This is a genomic window from Ruegeria sp. BHSB172 (assembly GCF_059613165.1).
The window spans coordinates 34,970-55,112 of sequence record NZ_JBXWRZ010000013.1 but is presented as its reverse complement, the minus strand read 5'-3'; the positions used below and the strand labels follow the sequence as shown (position 1 = coordinate 55,112).

Sequence of the window (20,143 nt, the reverse complement as noted above, 5' to 3'; positions counted from 1 at the left end):
GAGTTTGTCGTTTCCGCCGGCCGTCCGTCAGAGCGGCCGCACCTTCAACCAAGTGATCCGGTTGCCCTCGCGTTCGACGACCTCGAACCGGAAGCCGTGGAACGAGAACACCTGACCAACGGTCGGGATCATCTGCGCCTCATGGATCACCAGCCCGGCAATGGTGTTGGCCTCGTCATCGGGCAGGTTCCAGTCCATCGCACGGTTCAGGTCGCGGATGGTCATCGAGCCTTCGACCAGGTACTGACCGTCTTCGGTGCGCGTAATCGTCACATCTTCGTCCACGTCGAACTCGTCCGCGATCTCGCCCACGATTTCTTCGAGGATGTCCTCGAGCGTGATCAGCCCCTGAAGCGATCCGTATTCATCGACCACCAGCGCAAAATGGCTGTGCATACGCAGAAATTCCCGCATTTGGTCGTCCAGAGTGGTGGTTTCCGGCACGAAATACGGGGCGTTGGCCACTTTGAGGATGTCGAATGACTTCAGCCGCTCGGCACCGCCCTCGCCGCCGCCGGCCTGCGCGTACATGGCGCGGAACAGGTCTTTGGCATGCACGACACCCACGATGTTTTCGGGCTGGCCGCGGAACACCGGCAGGCGCGTGTGACGGCTTTCGAGACACTGTTTCAGGATCGCTTCGGGGTCGGCATCGGCGTCGATCATCTCGATATTCGAGCGGTGCAGCATGATTTCCTCGACCGTGCGGTCGCCGAGGTCAAGCGCCCCCAGGATGCGATCGCGGTCCTCTTTTTCGACGACGCCTTCGGAATGGCCCAGTTGCAGGGCGCCGGCGATCTCTTCACGCACGGCAAGGATGTGGCTGTCCGGGTCGATCCGTACACCGAACAGGCGCAAAACCCCGCGCACCAGAAGGCGGACAGCGGCCACCACCGGCGAAAACACCGTAACGACAACACCGATCACCGGGGCGACCGCAGCGGCGGCCTTTTCGGCATTGGTGATCGCATAGGTCTTGGGAAGAACTTCGGCAAAGATCAGAACCAGCAGGGTCATGACCAGCGTAGCCAGCGCCACGCCGCTTTCGCCGAACAGCCGCGTGAACAGAGCCGTCGCCAACGAGGCCGCAAGGATATTCACCAGGTTGTTGCCCAGCAGGACCGACCCGATCAGCCGTTCGTTGTCGTCGGTGATTTCCAGCGCCTTTTGCGCACCGCGCGATCCCTTGTCGGCCTGCGCGCGCAGCTTGCCCCGAGACGACGCAGTCAGCGCCGTTTCCGAGCCAGAGAAGAAGCCGGACAGCACAAGCAGGAACAGGATCGAGACGGTGGTGATCCAGAAGGCGCTGTCGAAAAGGGAAGGGTCAGTGTCCATCGTTCCACTATGATTGTTTTCGCGCCTTGGTTATGGGGTCGCGGGGGCATGCGATCAAGGGGAAGCCCCTAGTCCTCGGTGTCGTTCCTGGCAAGGGGGTGATGTTGCAACACCAATTCCGACAGCCGCTCGTCCAGAACATGCGTGTAGATCTCGGTCGTGGCCACGTCGGCATGGCCCAGCAGGGTCTGGATCGAACGCAGGTCGGCCCCGTTGGCCAGAAGATGCGTGGCAAAGGCGTGCCGCAGCGTGTGCGGGGTGACCTTGTCGGGGGACACACCGCCTTGAACCGCCAATTCCTTGACCAGCAGGAAGAACCTGTGCCGGGTCAGGTGCCCGGACTTGCCGCGCGACGGAAACAGAAAGCGTGACCTCTGTCCGCCTTTGGCCACGGTCGCCTCCTCGGCCGCATCGCGCGCAGCCAGCCATGCGGCCAACGCATCGCGGGCCGGTGGCGACAGGGGCACCATCCGTTCCTTGCCGCCCTTGCCCAGAACCAGAAGCATCCGCGGGTCGCCACGCGCTGCGGACACGGGGAGCGAAACCAATTCGGTTACCCGCATGCCGGTGGCGTACAACAGCTCCATCAGGCATGTGTTGCGCAGCCGGTCGGCTTGGGTGCGGCCGGTCTGGCAAGCGGCCTGCAGCAGGCGGTCGACCTCGGCCACGTCCAGCGTCTTGGGCAGGCGCTTTTGCCGGCCTGGTCCCTTGATCTGGATGGCGGGGTTGGTGTCGCGCCAGCCCTCCTCGAAAGCGAAGCGGTACAGCTGTTTGATGGCGGACAGGCGGCGAGCCCGGGTCGCGCGCGACAGGCCCTCGGCATCGCAGTCGATCAGATAGGCCTCGATCCGGGTCTGGTCGGCCTGGGCAAATCCGTCGCCGTGACGGCTCAGCCATCCCGCGAAGTCCTTCAAGTCGCGCCCATAGGCCAGCAGCGTGTTGGTTGCCGCGCCCAGCTCGGCGGCCTGCGCTTCGAGAAAGGCCGAGATCCACAGCTCTGGCGTTTCAGGCCCCGGCACGGTCAGACCCCCTGCAGGATCAGCAGCTGCAGCGCCGCCCGCCGCGCGGTATCCTCGAGCCCGACCCTGCGGAAGGTTGCGATGGCAGCGGTCAAGTCCACCAGGTTGCCGCGCGCGCCCTGGGCATAAAGCTGCATCGCTTCCAGAATCGCTTCGCCCAACCGGTTCTGATCCAGCATAGTCTGCAGGTCGGGCGGGACCGGGGCGGCCCAGGCAAAGCCTTCGGTGATCGCATCGGACAGCGGCGACGGCGACGGGGCCTGATCGGGCATCCCCCGGGCCAGCGCGGCCAGAAAAGCATTGGCAGTTGGCCCATCGGGCACGGATTGGGCCGCGTCTTCATACAGCTCGGACAGCAGCAGAATGCGCCAGCGCAGGTTCTCGGCCTCGGCGCCGGGCAGGGGGAGGGGCACTAGCCGGTCCGCGAACAGCTCGGCAAAGGGAACCTGCAGCCCGACGGTTTCCATCTGCGCCCAGACCGCGATCAGCGCATCCGCGACGGCCTGCGGCTTGCCGCCGTCCAGCGCGGCCTCGAACCGCTGTACCGCGGCGACGCGGTCCCAGACGGCGCCCGAGGCCGCCGGGGCGCGCTCGGTATAGAGACCCAGCAGGTGGTTGGGGGTCAACGCTCCGATGCGGGTCAGGCGCTCGGCCGCCTCGATCTGGGCCTTCCAGCCGGCGACGTCGCGCAGATCGGCATTGGCAAAGGCGCGCGGCAGCGACGCGGTGGGCAGCCGTTCGCCGATGGCCTCGAACAGGCGAAAGGTCAGCGGGTCGGGGTCCTGGGGTTGCGGAAGATAGGGGGCGCCTTCGAACATCTCGGGGCTTAGAAACCGGTCGAGCAGGTCCAGCGTTTCTGTCGGCAGGATCTCGAGCGCGTGGGCGGCCTCGAGCATGAGCGCGGCCGAGGCCCAGTCACCGCGGCGTGCCTTGCAGAAAATGTGGGCGCGGTAGTCGCGGGACAGGCCGGGTTGCGCGATGAGCGCGGTACAGCTGCGGTCCTCGTCGCCGGTCAGCAAGGTCGTGTCGAACCAGCGGCGAAACCGGTCCGGTGAAGCCGCCGGCCCGGCCTGTTGCACCAGCGCCTGCGCAGGGTCGGCCGCCCCCAACTGGAACAGGCGATCCAGTCGCGCCAGCAGCAGGGTGTCGGGATCCGCGCCGCCCGACGGCGCGCGGGCTTCGGTCAGCAGCAAGGTGAACATCAGCTTTTGCATGGCCGGGCTGGATTTCACCGGAACTTGCCCGATCAGTCGGGCCAGGCGGGCCGGGTCGCTTGGGCGCCACAGATCCACCGGCAGTCCCGTCACCGAGGCATCCACCAACCCCAGTGGCTGCGACAGCGCCTCGAGCGGAGTTACATGGATCTGCGGGTCCGCCACCGCATCGGCCACCGGAGGTTCGAGCATCACCGTTCCCGGTAGCAGGTCGCCCGGTTCCTTCAGCCAGTCGATCGCCGACAGCGGCTCGGTCGTCTGTGCGGCGACCTGCCCGGCCAGGGCAATCGTCACCGCCGCGGCCCTAGTCCACATTCAGGATGACCGGTTCGCTGATTTCGCTTTGCGGGGCCGAGAAATCCGCGCCGAAATACGGCCCCAGATAGGCATAAGCTACCAGCCCGATGAAACTCAGGCAGATGAGGTACAGGAGGAGTTTGATCAGACGGCCCATGGCGAAACGCTGCCTCAAATTTTGATTTTGGCCAAGTTATAACTGGCATTTTTTCCAAGATCACGTCATTCACGGGGAAATGAGCGAAATTAAGCATAACGCATCGCCGGCATCGGTCCGGCCGGCCTATGACCTGCACAAAACGGTGGTTATGGTCGGCATGATGGGCGCTGGCAAGACGGCGGTGGGCCGGGCGCTGGCCGCGCGGCTGGGCGTGCCGTTCCTGGACAGCGATGCCGAGATCGAATCGGCAGCCAACATGACCATTCCCGAGATCTTCGAGCGCGATGGCGAGGCATTCTTTCGGGCCAAGGAAAGCCAGGTCATCGGCCGGTTGCTAGACGAGCAGAAAGGCATTCTGTCGACTGGCGGCGGCGCCTTCCTGTCCGAGGCGAACCGCAGGATGATATCAGAGCGCGGCGTGTCGGTCTGGCTGAGGGCCGATCTGGAGGTGCTGTGGAACCGCGTCCGCCACAAGGACACACGGCCGCTGCTGCGCACCCCCGATCCGCATGCGACGCTGAGCGCCTTGTACCAAGCACGCGTTCCGCTTTACCAACAGGCCGATCTGGTCGTGGACTCGGATGGCGAAACTGCGATCGAGGACATGGTGGACCGGGTCTTGGAAAAACTGGCGACGCGCCCTGACGTTCTGGAACTGAAGTAGATGCATCAAACCGTATTCGTTGATCTGGCCGAACGGTCCTATGACGTGGAAATCGGGCCGGACCTGCTGGCGCAGGCCGGGATGCGGATCAGGCCGCTGTTGCCCCGCCCGCGTGTGGCGGTACTGACGGATGAAACGGTTGCCACGCTTCATCTGGACGCGCTGCGTGCCGGGCTGGCCGCGGCCGGTGTCGAGATGACTGCCCTGGCGCTGCCGCCGGGTGAGGCAACCAAAAGTTGGCCCCATTTCGAACGCGCGGTCGAATGGCTGCTGGCCGAAAAGGTCGAGCGCCGTGATGTCGTCGTAGCCTTTGGCGGCGGGGTGATCGGCGATCTGGCCGGGTTTGCCGCTGCCGTGCTTCGCCGGGGGGTGCGGTTCGTGCAGATCCCGACCTCTCTGCTGGCGCAGGTCGACAGTTCGGTGGGCGGCAAAACCGGCATCAACGCCCCGCAAGGCAAGAACCTGATCGGCGCCTTCCACCAGCCGTCGCTGGTGCTGGCCGATACCTCGGTTCTGGGCACCTTGACGGCGCGGGATTTTCTGGCGGGCTATGGCGAGGTCGTGAAATACGGGCTGCTGGGCGATGCCGAATTCTTTGAATGGCTGGAACGCAACGGCCCCGCGTTGGCCGAGGGCGACATGGCGGCCCGGGTTCAGGCGGTGACGCGCTCGGTGCAGATGAAAGCCGACATCGTCGCGCGCGACGAGACCGAACAGGGCGACCGGGCGTTGCTGAATCTGGGCCATACCTTCTGCCACGCGCTCGAGGCCGCGACCGGCTATTCCGACCGGTTGCTGCATGGCGAGGGCGTGGCCATCGGCTGTGCCTTGGCCTTCGAACTGTCGGCGCGCCTGGGCCTTTGTTCGCAGGAAGACCCCAGCCGCGTTCGGGCGCATCTGCGCGCGATGGGGATGAAGGCTGACCTCGCCGACATTCCCGGCGATTTACCGGGGGCCGGAGCGCTGGTCGATCTGATGGCCCAGGACAAGAAGGTGGTGGACGGACAGTTGCGGTTCATTCTGGCGCGCGGAATCGGGCAGGCCTTCGTGACATCGGACGTGCCGCGCGATGCGGTTTTGTCCGTGCTCGAGGATGCGCTGGCCACCTGCTGACGGTCTCAGCGTCCCCGGATTACCATCAGTTCGCCGATGTTTTCGCGGGTTATGTACCCGACCATCTGCCCCGCTCTGGTGCACACGGCCACCGCCGGAGCGCCGCCGTGCAACCCGTCTAGCACTGCCTCGAGCCCGCCGGCTGGCGATACGATGGGAATCTCGGTCTCCATGACCGATGTGGCCGGTTCGGACCGGGGGTGTTCGCCGGCGAGGGCTGCGAACAACCGGTTGCGCGTCACGAAGCCCAGCAGTTGCCCGTCGGGGCCCAGCACCGGAAACTCGTGCTGGGTGGTCTGGATCACGGCCTGCGCGGCCGTACCCAGCGTGTCCTGCGGCGTCAGTGCGTGGAACTCGGTGATCATCGCGTCGCGGGCCAGAACTCGGCGCGCGATCGAGCGCATCTCGACATCCTGGCTCTCGGCATTGGCGGCGATGAAGACGAACACCGCGATCAGGACCAGGATCGGGTTTCCGGTGCTAAGCCCCAGAAAGCCGAAACCCACCGCCACGATCTGACCGGCCGAGGCAGCAGCCCGCGTGGCCTTGACCCGGTCCATCTTTAGGCACAGCAGCGCCCGGAACACCCGGCCACCATCCATCGGAAAGGCCGGGATCAGATTGAATACCGCCAAGAAAAGGTTCACATACGCCAGCCGGCTGAACAGATCGACGCGCGCCGAGTCGATATGGGCCATTACATCCATCTGAATGCCCGCACCCAGACCCACCAGCACCAGCCAGATCACGATGTTCACCGCCGGCCCGGCTAGCGCAACGGCAACTTCCTGCATGGGCTTTTCCGGCATCCGCTCCAGCCGGGCCAGCCCGCCGATCGGCAGAAGCGTGATGTCCGGCGTGCGGATGCCATAGCGGCGGGCCATCAGCGCGTGGCCGAATTCATGGGCGACCACGCAGGCAAACAGCGCCAGAACGAACAGGATGTTGTCAAATGCGGCGGGCAGGCCGCCCTCGGCATAGGCCGCGAAGCCGACCCAGGCCAACAGAATGAAGAACGTGACATGGACCCTCAGCTCCGAGCCAAGCAGACGACCGACGGCGAAGGACCATGTCATTTTCTGGCTCCGTCAGATCAGAACGGGATCTCGTCGTCGTCGATCCCGCCCGAGGCCGGGGCTGGTGAACTGCCGCCCATCGGTGCGCCATAGGGGTCTCCGTAACCGCCGGACTGGCCGCCACCGTAACCGCCGCCGCCGCCTTCTCCGCGGGCATCCAGCATGACGAGGGTCGAATTGAACCCTTGCAGAACGACCTCGGTCGAATACCGGTCCTGACCGGACTGATCCTGCCATTTGCGGGTCTGCAACTGGCCTTCGACGTAAACCTTTGACCCCTTGCGAAGGTATTGCTCGGCCACCCGGACCAGGCCCTCGTTGAAAATCGCGACCGAGTGCCACTCGGTCCGTTCGCGGCGCTCGCCCGTATTGCGGTCTTTCCAGGTTTCCGACGTGGCGATGCGCAGGTTGCAGACCTTGCCTCCGTTCTGAAACGACCGAACCTCGGGGTCACGCCCGAGATTGCCGATCAGAATGACCTTGTTGACTGAACCTGCCATGTTTTTCCTCGTATCCTGTCTTGCGGGTTGGGGCGCGAATCTCGCGCGGTGTTCACCCGAACCCTATACCCCCCGCGCGCGGGTTGGAACACGGATGATGGCGGAGGCTTAGGTTTGAATTTCCACCCGCGATTAACCAAGCTTTCATTTCGGCTTGAAATACCTATACTCATTCTGATGGCAGAACGGGCGGGATTTGCTTGAATGCGGTATGTGTTGACTGGTTTTTTGGTTGCCTTCCTTGCGCTGACTTCTGTTCCGTCGGGCGCCGATGTTCTTTCGACCAAGAACCGCAGGGATATCTTTCTCAAGCAGGCCAAGGTGCTGGACAGTCGCGCCGCCAGCCAATACCGCGACAGCGAGCGTCTCAAACCCAAATCGGCGCAGGGAAAGTTCGGCAAACGGTATGACGGCAAGTACAAGGGGCAGTATCTTGTCCTGGCGCGCCAGGCCGCCCGCATGAACAACGTCCCCGAAGAGCTATTCCTGCGGCTGGTCCAGCAGGAAAGCGGATGGAACCCGCATGCCCGGTCCCACAAGGGCGCTTTGGGGCTGGCGCAGCTGATGCCGCAGACCGCGCGCCTGCTGGGCGTGGACCCGCACGACCCCAAGCAGAACCTGGAAGGCGGCGCGCGCTACCTGTACTGGCAGTACAAGAAATTCAGGTCATGGCGCCTTGCACTGGCCGCTTACAATGCGGGGCCGAAGGCGGTGGAAAAGCACGGCGGTATTCCACCTTATGCAGAGACCCGGAACTATGTGAAGGCCATCTGGGGCGGCTGAAAACCCCATCACTCGCGCCAATTGGTCTGGACCGTCCAGTGGACGGCCCCAACCCGTCGAAGACCGCGTACGTCATTCAGCAGCGATCTTGATGACCGGCTGCATTCTGGCAAGAATGTCCTCGGCCAGATGGCACTTGATCTGGTGCCCCTCGGACAAAGTTTTGACCGGCGGAACCTGCTGTTCGCACAGGCCCCCGTGGACTTCGGATTTCCACCGGCAGCGCGTCTGAAACGGACATCCCGGCGGCGGGTTCATCGCCGATGGAATATCCCCCTCGAGCACGATGTGCTCTTTCTCGACCGAGGTATCGGCGATCGGAACCGCGCTCAGCAATGCCTCGGTATAGGGGTGATAGGGGGGCGAGAACACCTGATCAGTGGTGCCCAGTTCGACCACATGGCCTAGATACATCACCATCACGCGGTCGCTGAGGTAGCGGACGATCGACAGGTCGTGGCTGATGAACAACAGGGTCGTCTTGTGCTCGCGCTGGATTTCCATCAGCAGGTCGGTCACCGCAGCCTGCACCGAAACATCCAGCGCCGAAACCGGCTCGTCTGCGACGACGATGCGCGCATCTCCGGCAAAGGCACGCGCAATGCCAACCCTTTGCTTCTGGCCACCCGACAGTTGCCGTGGCATCCGGTCGGCAAAGGCCCGGGGCAGCTTCACCAGATCCAGCAACTCCAGCATCCGTTGCTTGCGCTCGGCCTCGGAATTGCCGACGCCGAAGATTTCCAGCGCGCGGATGATCTGTCGCCCCACCGTCATCGACGGGTTCAACGTGTCAAAGGGGTTCTGGAACACCATCTGGACTTCGCCGATGGTTTTCGTATCCCGCTCTTCGATCGGCAGATGTTCGATGTTGCGGTTGTCCAGCAGGATCTGCCCGTCTGTCGCCGTTTCCAGCCCCATCAGCACCTTGGCAAAGGTGGATTTGCCGCAGCCCGACTCGCCCACAATGGCCAGAGTTTCAGACTCGCGGGCCTCGAAACTCAGGGTCTCGTTGGCCTTCACCACTTTCTTCTCGCCGCCACCGAACAGCGCATTTGCGGCGACTTCATAATATTTCTTGAGGTTGTCGATCTTCAGAACGGTCTGACCGATGGGCGCTTTTTCCTTCTGCTCCGCCACGGTAACCGGGGCGTTCCAGTCGATCTCCTGGAACTTGAGGCAGCGCGTGTGGTGACGGTCATTCCCCGGCACCGGGAACATCGGGATGTCTTGCGCGTCACAACGCCCCTCTTCGAAATAGTCGCAGCGCGGTCCGAAATTACAGCCCGGCGGACGTTCATGCGGCAAGGGGAAATTGCCCGGAATCGCGACCAGCGGGCGCGCGTTCTTGTCCGCGCCGGGCAGGGGGATCGAGCGGAACAAGGCCTGCGTATAGGGGTGCTGCATCTCGTCGAACACGTCATGGATCGAGCCCCGTTCGACCGCCTCGCCGGAATACATCACGCACAAACGGTCGCAGGTCTCCAGCACCAGGCCCAGATTGTGCGAAATGAACAGCATCGAGGTGCCGTATTTCTTGCCCAGGTCCTTGACCAGTTCCACCACGGCGGCCTCAACGGTCACGTCCAGCGCGGTTGTCGGTTCGTCGAGGATCAGCAGTGCCGGTTTCGACATCAGCGCCATCGCGATCACGATGCGCTGCTGCTGCCCCCCCGACAATTGATGCGGAAAGCTGTTCAGCATCCGTTCGGGGTCGGGCAGGCGCACGTCGGTCACCACTTCCAGCGCGCGGGCATAGGCCTCTTCCTTGCTGACCCCTTCGTGGATCATCGGTACTTCCATCAGCTGCTTGCCGATCTTCATCGCCGGGTTCAGCGAAGCCATCGGCTCCTGATAGATCATCGCAATCTCGTTGCCGCGGATGTCGCGCAACTCCTCGGCACTCATCTCGCTCAGATCGCGGCCCTTGAACTTGATGGTGCCTCCGACGATACGGCCGTTCTTGCCAAGATCCTGCATCACGCCCAGCGCAACGGTCGACTTGCCGCAGCCGGATTCCCCGACCAGCCCCACCGCCTCGCCGGGCATCACGGAAACCGAAAAATCCATCACGGCCGGAATTTCCCGCAGGCGGGTAAAGAAGGAAATCGACAGCTTTTCGATTTCCAGGATTGGCCCGTCATGATCTGCAAGTTTGCTCATTTCTTCGCTCCTCGCCAAAGTCCGGTTTCCCCTTCATCTGGCTCAAAATATCCCGGGGGGTCCGGGGGGCTGGCCCCCCGGCTGCGTTCACATCAGTCCTTCAGGCTTTCCTCGCGCAGGCCGTCCGCCAGCAGGTTCAAGCCCAGAACCAGCGACAACAGCGCCAACGCCGGCGGCAGGGCCGGGTGCAGATATATCGACAGCAGCTTGCGCCCTTCGTTGATGGTTGACCCCCAATCCGGGCTTTCCGGCGGCAGGCCCAGCCCAAAGAACCCCAGGGTTCCCAACAGGATGGTCGTATAGCCGATGCGCAGGCAGAAATCGACGATCAGCGGCCCGCGCGCATTGGGCAGGATTTCCCACAGCATGATGTACCAGGGACCTTCGCCGCGCGTCTGGGCGGCCGCCACATAGTCGCGCGTTTTGATGTCCATGGCCAGGCCGCGCACGATGCGGAACACCGTGGGCGAGTTGACGAAGACAACCGATACGAACACGACCAATATCCCGCCCGGAATGTCGAACAGATCCAGATAGGTCGGCAACCCCCAGATGCTGTAGGCGTCAGTGTTGATGACGTGGCCCCCGGTCGAAATCAGTGACAGGTACAGCCAGATCGCGATCCCCAGCACCCCGATCAACAGAGGCGTTCGAAAGTTCGGGCGGGTATAGTAGCGCGAGTTCAGGAGCACCGCGATGAACAAGATCGGAAAGATGAACAGCACAGCGGCCATATAGTTCGGCACGCCGGTCGCCACGATTTCCGGGGTTACCAGCAGATAGAACAGCAGGATTACCGGAAAGGCCAGGATCAGGTTGGCGAGGAACGACAGGAACGTATCCAGGCGTCCGCCATAGTACCCCGCCGGCAGGCCCAGCGTGATGCCGACCATGAAGGCGAACATCGTGGCCAGCGGCGCGATCTGCACGACGATCCACGCGCCCTTGACCATGCGGCTGAACACATCGCGGGCCAGGTTGTCGCCGCCCAGAAGGTACCAGGCGAACTGCCCTTCCTCGGGGTTGGGCAGGGGGGTGCCGGGCACCTTGTTCTTCATCCCCGACAACTGCACCAGCGGGTCATGGGTCACGATCAGGTCGAGCGCGCCGAAAATGCCGGTGAACACCCAGAACATGACCAGGGCAAAGCCAATCATGCCGATCGGGCTGTCGAACAGCTTGCCATACAGGCCCAGCCGCCGCTTGAAGGCGACCGACATCGCGAACAGGATGATCAGCGACACCCAGACCGGCAGGAACTGCTGCGCGACGGCGCCGACGATGCCGGCTCCGGTTCCCAGGAATACGCCCAGCAGCAGATAAGCGACGACCGTCGCGATGCTGGCCAGGAAGGAATACCACAGCGCGGTTTCGACCAGGCTGCGCAGCCCGCCACCAGAACTGACGGTGCCATCCGCGTTCACGGTCACCTGGGGTTCAGGCAGCACGATACTGGCCAGGATCCAGGCCAGGACCGAGACGGCCAGTGCAACCAGAGCGATTGTCAGGATCGGGTTCAGAAAGGCGATAGAGCCAGTCCAGCTCAGAGGTTCCATGGTCTATCCTCCTTTATGAAATGCGGATGCGTGGGTTGAGGTAGACATAGCCGATATCCGAGATCAGCTGCGTCACCAGAACCACGAAGACCGACACGACCGAGATCGCCAGCAGCAGCTGGATGTCGTTGTTGCCCGCGGCCTGCACCAGCGCCCAGCCAAAACCCTTGTAGTTGAACAGGGTCTCGACGATCACGACGCCGTTCAGCAACCACGGGAACTGCAGCATGATGACCGTGAAGGGCGCGATCAGCGCGTTGCGCAGCGCGTGTTTCAGGACGATGTTGGAAAAGGATACACCCTTGAGCCGCGCGGTGCGGATGTACTGCGCCGTCATCACCTCGGTCATCGAGGCGCGGGTCATCCGCGCGATATACCCCATTCCGTACAGGGCGATGGTCAGCACCGGCAGAAAGAAATTCTCGAATGTCGGGTTGTCCATGGCCTGCGTGGCCGTGCCCTTGAACCATTTCAGACCCACGGTGGACGAGGTGAAGATGGCGATGAAGATCACGCCCGAAACATATTCCGGCGTGGCCGTGGTGATGATCGAGAAGGTGGACAGCGACCGGTCCAGCGCTGACCCTTCGCGCATGCCGGCCAGAACCCCCACCAGCAGCGCGGTTGGCACCATCAGCAGCAGCACCCAGAACATCAGGTACCCGGTATTGCCCAGGCGTTTGGCGACAATCGTCCCCACCTCTTCCTTGAACACGGTCGAATAGCCCCAATCGCCCTGAAGAACGCCGCAATAGCGGGGGGTCGTGTCCGGGGTCGATCCGGGGCGGGCGCAGGTGCCCACGAATTGCCCGTCATCCAAAGTGTTCGTGAATCCCGGGATCACCCCAAGCCACTGGCCGTACTTGACCAGCGTGGGTTGCATATAGCCACGATTTTCCAGCCACGAGACGACCTGTTCGTCCGACATGCGCTGGTTGCCCTGTGTCTTGGCCAGTTTTTCCAGGTTCGGATAGAGGTTCGTGAGGAAGAAGACCACGAAGGTCAGGCACAGCGCCGTCAGCAGCATCACGCCCAATCGTCGGAGGATGAAGAGTCCCATGTTGGCCCCTGTTGTTCGGGTTTTCCGCAGATCAGTGGACCATTGCCTGGCCTCGGACGTTCCGACCCCGTGTCGGTGTGTCTGCGGCTGGAAAGGGGCGCCCGCATTCGGGCGCCCCAGCAGGGTTCAGGTCGGGCTCAGGCCGCCCAACCCCATTTGTAGTGATGGTGTTCGAACGACACATGCATGTCGGTGCCCACCAGACCTTCCTTCATGTGGCGATACAGCGACCGCCAGTAGGGTTGGATGGTAACGCCTTCCTCCTGGATCATCGCTTCGCCCTTGGCCACGATTTCGCGGCGCTTGTCGGCATCGGCAATGGCCAGGGCCTCGGTCAGCAGGGCGTCGAACTCGGGGTTCGCCCAGCCGAATTCGTTCCAGGCCTCTCCGCTGCGATAGGCCAGCGCCCAGATCTGCACGCCAAGCGGACGGTGGTTCCAGTTGGTCGAGCTGAACGGGTATTTCGCCCAGTCGTTCCAGAAGGTGTTGCCGGGCAGAACAGTCCGCTTGACCTTGATGCCGGCGTCGCGCAGCTGGGCTGCGACCGCATCGGTGGTGTTGCGGCGCCAGTCGTCGTCGATCGAGATCAACTCGTGCTCGAAATCGGCCATGCCGGCCTCTTCCATCAGCTTGCGCGCGCCTTCCGGGTCAACTTTTTGCGGCGGCAGTTCGTAGTAATCCGGGTGGATCGGACCAACGTGGTGGTTTTCCGCGGGCGAGCCGCGACCACCGTAGCCAAGCTCGAGGCAGACCGAGTTGTCCACGGCCATCTGCAACGCCTGACGCACACGTTTGTCGGCATAGACCTTCTTGCCGTCCACTTCCGCAAGCTGGTTCGGGCGGATCACGATGGTGTTCATCGTGACAACCTCGGATTTGACATAGCCGAGGCCGTCCATCACATCGATGAATTCACCGACCGATTCGTACAGCATGTCGACTTCGTCGGATTCCAGCGCCGCCAGCCAGGCCGACGGATCGGTGCCGTAGTCGATATACTCGATACGGTCCAGCGCTGGGCGGCCGAACACGTCCTCGCCCCACCAAGTGTGGTTTTCGTTGCGCACCAGCACGGCCTTTACGCCGACTTCGAGGCTCTCGATCAGGTAGGGGCCGGTGCCCACGTTGTTGGTCAGGTCCGTCTCGCTGAACGAGCTGTGGATGATTGCGGCCGGGTAGTCCGCCATGCCCGGGATCAGCGAGATGTCCGAATTCGGCAAGTTCAGCTTGACGGTGTGCGAATCCACCACCTCGATCGCACCTTCGATCGCCTGACCGGTATCTGCGTCGATCAGCGTGGCGAAACGGCCGGCCATCGAGTTGGTTTCCGAGCTCTTGTCACACCAGCGCGCGATGTTGCGGGCGACGTCGTCGGCAGTGAAATCGTCACCGTTGTTCCACTTGACGCCCTTGCGGACCTTCAGCGTGTACTCGGTGGCGTCGTCGTTGACTTCCCAGCCCTCCAGCAACATGCCGCGGAAAGTGCCGTCCGAGTTGTACTCGACCAGGTATTCCAACGTGCCGCGGGTAACGTTCGCAATCTGCGACCAGTCATAGGTGCGCGGATCCTTGAGGGCGCGCACCTCCATCTGAACGCGCAGCGTGCCGCCCATCTGCTTGGCGTCCTCGCCGGCCGCCTTGGCCGGGGCGGACAGCCCGATCATGCCGTAGGCTGCAGCAGCAGTGACGCCGAGGCTGGTCGTGCGCGTCAGAAACTCGCGGCGGCTCAGCTTGCCTTCCTGGTATTCCCGGGCGTGCATGTCCGCCGCCCAGTGTACCGGTGCGCCGGTCAATGTCTTGATTTCCATGAAAGTCTCCCTGTGAGATTTGTTTTTTCGTTACTGGAAACCGTCGCATTCGAACTGAGCCGTTTGCGGCGTTTCCGTGAATTTTTCTGAGCGCAGATCATCCCCATGCGAACATTCGGCACCAGAATCCGATCAAGGTCAATGTTCGAAATCGTCATCAGATGTTCAAAAACGACATTTCAGAGCAAAGACACCGGTTACCTCGCCACACTCTGCCGGGCAAGTCCAAGAGTGACACCCAAAATCACCCGGGTGATTCTGTTTAGTGCGGGCCAAAGGGTGATAATTCGGCTTAAGGCAATGAAAAGAAATGAAAATAGACTGGTGATAGGGGCCGGCGCCGGGTTGTCTCAGTCGCTCAGGTCGACTTTATGCCAGTCCTTCATGCGCGACCGGCACCAGGTCCGCTGACGTTTAGCGTATTGCCGTGTCGCAATCGTCGCTTTCTCGCGGGCCTGGTCCAGTGTGAGGTCGCCCGTCACGTAGGCCATCAGTTCGGGAACGCCGATTGCTTTGCACGATGGAAGCGACGGGTCGTACCGGTCCCGCATCGCCGCCACCTCGTCCAGGGCGCCGGTGGCCAGCATCTGGTCGAACCGCCGGTTAATCCGATCCAGCAGCCAGGCCTTGTCGACATCGACCACGATCGGTACGGCCTGATCCAGCCGAAGCACCGGCGGCGGCGTTTCGGCCTGCCAATCTGCCAGGCTGCGACCGGTGGCGCGTTCGACTTCCCAAGCCCGTTGCACGCGCGCGCGATTGTGGGTGTCGAGGCGTGCGCGCGTGAGCGGGTCCACCTCGGCCAGCAAGTCGGGCAGGGGCATCGCGTCAGCCTGCGCGCGGATCGCGGCAGGGGTCGGCGGAATTTCGGCCATGCCTTCGGTCAGCGTCTTGAAGTACAGCCCCGTTCCGCCGACGATGATCGGACGCAGGTCGCCCGACAACAACGGGGTAACCTCGCGCAGCCATTGCCCGGCCGAATAGGTTTCATCGTAGGGCACATGCCCATAAAGGGCGTGCGGCGCCCGGGCTTCCTCTTCGGCCGACGGGCGGGCCGAGATGACCCGCCAGCAGTCATAGACCTGGCTGGCATCGGCGTTGACGATGACCCCTCCGAACCTTTCGGCCACGGCCAGCGCCAGCGCCGATTTCCCCGACGCCGTGGGGCCCGCGATCAGAACCGGTTTACCCTCGGGAACGGGGGGGAGCCGGTCCGCGATCGCGGTCGTTGCGTTTCCTGTCCTGTCCGATTGCGCCATTGTCCGACCATCCGCATTGAACCCGCGGGGGTTTTGCTTCATTTTGCGCCGGAAAACAAACCCGTGCCACCCCGGAGCGCAACATGACCCTTTCTCCCGCCACCACAACCGAAGAAACCCCAAAGACAACCTACAATCGCGTGATGCTGAAGATCTCGGGCGAGGCGTTGATGGGCGACCAGGGCTTTGGCCTGCATCCGCCCACCGTGCAGCGGATCGCGCAAGAGGTGAAGTCGGTTCATGACCTGGGCGTCGAGATCTGCATGGTTATCGGCGGCGGCAACATCTTTCGCGGCCTGTCGGGCTCGGCCCAGGGGATGGAACGGACGACGGCCGATTACATGGGCATGCTGGCCACTGTGATGAACGCACTGGCGATGCAGTCCGCGCTCGAGGGGCTGGGCGTGTTTACGCGGGTGATCTCGGCCATTCGGATGGACGAGGTGTGCGAACCCTACATCCGACGCCGCGCGGTGCGGCACCTGGAAAAGAAACGGGTCTGCATCTTTGCCGCCGGCACCGGCAACCCGTATTTCACCACCGATACCGCAGCGACGCTGCGCGCCAACGAAATGGCCTGCGAGGCGATCTTCATGGGCAAGAACGGCGTCGACGGCGTCTATGACAAGGACCCCAAGGCGCATCCCGACGCGGTGCGCTATGACACGGTCACCTATGACGACGTGCTGGCTAAGCGGTTGAAGGTGATGGATGCCTCGGCCATCGCGCTGGCGCGCGACAATAACTTGCCGCTGATCGTCTTCGGTCTGGACGAGCCAGGCGGGTTCCGCGGTATCCTGGCGGGTGAGGGAACCTATACCAAGGTTCAGGGCTGACCCGGCGGTTTCACGCCCGTAACGACTTGGATTCACGAGCTGTGGCTCGCGCCCACTGGCGGCGCGGTCTTGCCTTTTTACGGACGGAATCCGTGTTTTTTTTTGCGAAAATTCCTGAAGGCAGTCGTTTTTGCTCGGTGGACGGTCTCTCGCGACAGACCGTCGCGGCAGGCCTTCCGTGCAGACAGGGGCAGCAACATCGGGAGGAGAGAGAATGTCCGACAATACGGAAACCGACTATGAGGTCGGCCAGGACAATATCCAGATCATGGGGTTGGATATTCACAACCCGGTCTTTGCGGTCTCGGGCCTGACCATCATCGCTTTCGTGTTCTTTTCGCTGGTGTTCCGCGAACAGGCCACGGAGTTCTTCGGCTGGCTGCGGCCGGCGCTGACCAGCCGCTTTGACTGGGTGTTCATGGTTGCGGCCAACATCTTCGTGGTGTTTTCGCTGCTGCTGATCGTTACGCCCTATGGGTCGATCCGACTGGGTGGCCCGGACGCACGGCCCGATTACAGCTATGCCGGCTGGTTTTCGATGCTGTTCGCCGCAGGCATGGGCATCGGGCTGGTGTTCTGGGGCGTGGCCGAGCCGATCTCGCATTTCGGGTCGTCGCTGGGCGGTATGGCCGTGGGAGAGGACGGCGCGCGCACCGACTGGGCGCCGCTGGGCGCCGCGTTGAACGACCCTGAGGCATCGCGTGAACTGGCTATGGCCGCCACGATCTTTCACTGGGGGATGCACCCCTGGGCTGTATATGCGATCGTCGCGCTGGCGCTGGCCTTCTTTAGCTTCAACCGCGGGCTGCCCCTGACAATGCGGTCGGTCTTCTACCCGCTGTTCGGCGAGGCGACCTGGGGTCCGCTGGGCCATGTCATTGACGTTCTGGCGGTGTTTGCCACGATTTTCGGGCTAGCGACCTCGCTGGGGTTGGGGGCGACGCAGGCGCTGGCGGGGCTGAACTATCTGTTCGGCGTTCCGGTGAGCGACGGGATGAAGGTGTTTCTGATCGTCTTGATCACCGCCTTTGCGCTGGTTTCCGTCGTCGCGGGTCTGGACAAGGGGGTCAAGCGCCTGTCCGAGGCCAACATGATCCTGGCCGCCCTTCTGCTGTTGCTGGTTTTGGTCGTGGGTCCCACGATGGTCATCCTGACGGGATTCTTCGAAAGCATGATCGCCTATGTCGAAGCGCTGCCGGCGCTGTCGAACTGGATCGGGCGTGAGGACACCAATTTCATGCAAGGCTGGACGGCCTTCTATTGGGCCTGGTGGATCTCGTGGTCGCCCTTCGTGGGCATGTTCATCGCGCGCATCTCGCGCGGGCGCACCATCCGCGAATTCGTGACCTGCGTGATCCTGATCCCGACCCTTGTCGGTGCGCTGTGGATGAGCGTGTTCGGCGGCGCGGCACTGGATCAGGTGATGTCGGGCAGCGGTCAGGCCCTGACGGATGCGGCGCTGGAGCTGAAGATGTTCAAGATGTTCGAAGCCTTCCCGATGGCCGGCCTTCTGTCTTTCGTCGGTATCGTTCTGGTGGTCGTGTTCTTCGTGACCAGTTCGGATTCCGGCTCGCTGGTGATCGACACGATCACCGCCGGCGGCAAGACCGACGCTCCGACCGCGCAGCGCGTGTTCTGGTGCGTTCTGGAAGGCGCCATCGCAATCGTTCTGCTGCTGGGCGGCGGATTGGGCGCCCTGCAGGCCGCGGCCATCGCAACCGGGTTCCCTTTTGCGATCGTGCTGGTTCTGATGTGCGTGTCGATTTTCATCGGGTTGGTGAACGAACGCCGCTGCAAGTGACGCGGTCCATGATCTGAGCTGATAGGGCCTCGGGCGATCCAGGGCCCTTTTTTGTTGTCGGTCGCGTATAACCGCCACGGGGATACACACCTTGACCCGTGCGACTGGCCAAGGCTAACTGTCGCCGTTCGGTGTGCGCATTCGAACTGCCGCGGCCGCCCGTGGCTGGCTGGAAGACCTGCCATGTTGTCGGAGATGTCCGGTGTCATGCGCGGGCAGACCTCTGGAACCATCGTGCATGACAAGGGAAGGACAGTGTGATGGGCACTCTGGATATCGAGTTCGTGCGGGCGCAGTTTCCGGCCTTTGCCGAGCCGAGCCTGCAGGGAAAGTCTTTTTTCGAGAATGCGGGCGGGTCCTATACCTGCAAGCCGGTGCTGGACCGGCTGACGCGGTTCTACACCCAGCACAAGGTGCAGCCCTATGCCCCGTATGAGGCCAGCCGTCTGGCGGGCGAGGAGATGGACGAGGCGCGTATGCGCATGGCGGCCCTGTTGGGCGTTGACACGGACGAGCTCAGCTTTGGTCCTTCGACCACGCAAAACACTTATGTGCTGGCGCAGGCGTTTCGGCAATGGATGAAGCCGGGCGAGGCAATCGTGGTCACCAACCAGGATCACGAGGCCAATTCCGGCCCCTGGCGGCGTCTGGCCGAGGACGGGATCGAGATCCGTGAATGGCAGATCGAACCCGAGACCGGCGCGCTGAACCCGGCCGATCTGGAAAACCTGCTGGACGACAAGGTGCGGCTGGTCTGTTTTCCGCATTGCTCGAACGTGGTGGCCGAGATCAACCCGGTGACCGAGATCACCGCCATCGCCCACGCCGCCGGGGCCTTCGTGTGTGTCGACGGCGTTTCCTATGCCCCGCACGGGTTCCCCAACGTGGGCGAGTTGGGGCCGGATATCTATCTGTTCTCGGCCTACAAGACCTATGGACCGCACCAGGGTTGCATGGTGATCCGGCGCGCGCTGGGCGAGCTGCTGCCCAACCAGGCCCACTACTTCAATGGTGACGTTTTGTACAAGCGGTTCACCCCGGCTGGGCCGGATCATGCGCAGGTGGCCGCCAGCGCAGGCATGGCGGATTATGTCGATCTGCTGTGCGACCATCATGGTGGCCCGGCTTCGGGCGCGGGCGAACGCGGCCAGTTCGTGCATGACCTGATGCGTGCGCATGAAATTGCGCTATTGCAACCGGTGCTGGATGCGGTCAAGGACCGAAACGCGGTGCGCCTGATCGGCCCGGACAAGGCGGAACAGCGCGCGCCGACCGTGGCGCTGGCGCTGAACCGCAACGCCGAGGAGGTCGCCGCCGAACTGGCGCAACACGGCATCATGGCGGGCGGCGGAGATTTCTACGCGGTGCGGCCTCTGACCGCGCTGGGGGTCGATCTGGGGCAGGGCGTTCTGCGCGTCAGCTTCACCCACTACACCTCGCGCGACGAGATTGACCAATTGCTTCAAGCGTTTGATCGCGTTTTGTGATCCGCTACGCTCGTT

17 protein-coding genes are annotated in these 20,143 nt (G+C 63.0%); 6 read left to right on the top strand and 11 right to left on the bottom strand.

The window, feature by feature from the left end:
- Positions 1-27: 27 nt before the first annotated feature.
- The 4 genes from AC2FM3_RS09180 to AC2FM3_RS09165 form a co-directional block, all read right to left on the bottom strand.
- On the bottom strand, positions 28-1,335 hold the full coding sequence (locus AC2FM3_RS09180) for an HlyC/CorC family transporter (protein WP_496680878.1): 1,308 nt from the start codon (positions 1,333-1,335) through the stop codon (positions 28-30).
- 68 nt (positions 1,336-1,403) lie between these two features.
- Positions 1,404-2,354 carry a tyrosine recombinase gene (locus tag AC2FM3_RS09175; RefSeq protein WP_496680875.1) on the bottom strand — a complete coding sequence of 317 codons (951 nt, stop codon included), beginning with the start codon at positions 2,352-2,354 and terminating at the stop codon, positions 1,404-1,406.
- A gap of 2 nt (positions 2,355-2,356) precedes the next feature.
- Positions 2,357-3,883 (bottom strand): hypothetical protein, encoded by a 1,527-nt coding sequence (locus AC2FM3_RS09170; protein WP_496680872.1) that lies wholly within the window; start codon positions 3,881-3,883, stop codon positions 2,357-2,359.
- A complete protein-coding gene (locus AC2FM3_RS09165; protein WP_496680870.1) occupies positions 3,873-4,022 on the bottom strand; it encodes a hypothetical protein in 150 nt (49 codons plus the stop codon). The genes AC2FM3_RS09170 and AC2FM3_RS09165 overlap by 11 nt, the downstream gene beginning before the upstream one ends.
- A 79-nt stretch (positions 4,023-4,101) precedes the next feature.
- On the opposite strand from AC2FM3_RS09165, the gene AC2FM3_RS09160 reads away from it, so the two are divergent.
- Positions 4,102-4,689: a shikimate kinase gene (locus tag AC2FM3_RS09160; protein ID WP_496680868.1), complete on the top strand. Its 588-nt coding sequence runs from the start codon at positions 4,102-4,104 to the stop codon at positions 4,687-4,689.
- On the top strand, positions 4,690-5,802 hold the full coding sequence (gene aroB / locus AC2FM3_RS09155) for a 3-dehydroquinate synthase (protein WP_496680866.1): 1,113 nt from the start codon (positions 4,690-4,692) through the stop codon (positions 5,800-5,802).
- Between the two features lie 5 nt (positions 5,803-5,807).
- On the opposite strand, the gene AC2FM3_RS09150 is transcribed toward aroB, so the two are convergent.
- Both AC2FM3_RS09150 and ssb read right to left on the bottom strand, forming a co-directional pair.
- Positions 5,808-6,878, bottom strand: a complete 1,071-nt coding sequence (locus tag AC2FM3_RS09150) for a site-2 protease family protein (RefSeq protein ID WP_496680864.1) — start codon at positions 6,876-6,878, stop codon at positions 5,808-5,810.
- A gap of 17 nt (positions 6,879-6,895) precedes the next feature.
- Positions 6,896-7,378, bottom strand: a complete 483-nt coding sequence (ssb, locus tag AC2FM3_RS09145) for a single-stranded DNA-binding protein (protein WP_496680861.1) — start codon at positions 7,376-7,378, stop codon at positions 6,896-6,898.
- 204 nt (positions 7,379-7,582) lie between these two features.
- Here ssb and AC2FM3_RS09140 point away from each other — a divergent pair, with 204 nt between their 5' ends.
- Complete coding sequence (locus tag AC2FM3_RS09140) at positions 7,583-8,161, top strand: lytic transglycosylase domain-containing protein (protein ID WP_496680858.1); 579 nt, start codon at positions 7,583-7,585, stop codon at positions 8,159-8,161.
- A 72-nt stretch (positions 8,162-8,233) separates the two neighbouring features.
- On the opposite strand, the gene AC2FM3_RS09135 is transcribed toward AC2FM3_RS09140, so the two are convergent.
- The 5 genes from AC2FM3_RS09135 to miaA form a co-directional block, all read right to left on the bottom strand.
- Positions 8,234-10,321, bottom strand: coding sequence for a dipeptide ABC transporter ATP-binding protein (locus tag AC2FM3_RS09135; RefSeq protein WP_496680857.1), 2,088 nt, complete (start codon positions 10,319-10,321; stop codon positions 8,234-8,236).
- A gap of 92 nt (positions 10,322-10,413) precedes the next feature.
- Entirely contained in the window at positions 10,414-11,877 is a 1,464-nt protein-coding gene (locus AC2FM3_RS09130; RefSeq protein ID WP_496680855.1) for an ABC transporter permease, read from the bottom strand.
- A 13-nt stretch (positions 11,878-11,890) separates the two neighbouring features.
- On the bottom strand, positions 11,891-12,937 hold the full coding sequence (locus AC2FM3_RS09125; RefSeq protein ID WP_496680852.1) for an ABC transporter permease: 1,047 nt from the start codon (positions 12,935-12,937) through the stop codon (positions 11,891-11,893).
- A gap of 137 nt (positions 12,938-13,074) precedes the next feature.
- Entirely contained in the window at positions 13,075-14,745 is a 1,671-nt protein-coding gene (locus tag AC2FM3_RS09120) for an ABC transporter substrate-binding protein (protein ID WP_496680849.1), read from the bottom strand.
- Positions 14,746-15,095: 350 nt separating this feature from the next.
- Positions 15,096-16,004 carry a tRNA (adenosine(37)-N6)-dimethylallyltransferase MiaA gene (gene miaA / locus AC2FM3_RS09115; RefSeq protein ID WP_496680921.1) on the bottom strand — a complete coding sequence of 303 codons (909 nt, stop codon included), beginning with the start codon at positions 16,002-16,004 and terminating at the stop codon, positions 15,096-15,098.
- A gap of 83 nt (positions 16,005-16,087) precedes the next feature.
- Here miaA and pyrH point away from each other — a divergent pair, with 83 nt between their 5' ends.
- The 3 genes from pyrH to AC2FM3_RS09100 all read left to right on the top strand — a co-directional run bounded on the left by pyrH (position 16,088) and on the right by AC2FM3_RS09100 (position 20,128).
- Positions 16,088-16,840, top strand: a complete 753-nt coding sequence (gene pyrH / locus AC2FM3_RS09110; RefSeq protein ID WP_496680848.1) for a UMP kinase — start codon at positions 16,088-16,090, stop codon at positions 16,838-16,840.
- A 214-nt stretch (positions 16,841-17,054) separates the two neighbouring features.
- Positions 17,055-18,641 (top strand): BCCT family transporter, encoded by a 1,587-nt coding sequence (locus tag AC2FM3_RS09105; RefSeq protein ID WP_496680845.1) that lies wholly within the window; start codon positions 17,055-17,057, stop codon positions 18,639-18,641.
- 260 nt (positions 18,642-18,901) lie between these two features.
- A complete protein-coding gene (locus AC2FM3_RS09100; RefSeq protein ID WP_496680843.1) occupies positions 18,902-20,128 on the top strand; it encodes an aminotransferase class V-fold PLP-dependent enzyme in 1,227 nt (408 codons plus the stop codon).
- The last annotated feature ends 15 nt before the right edge of the window (positions 20,129-20,143 follow it).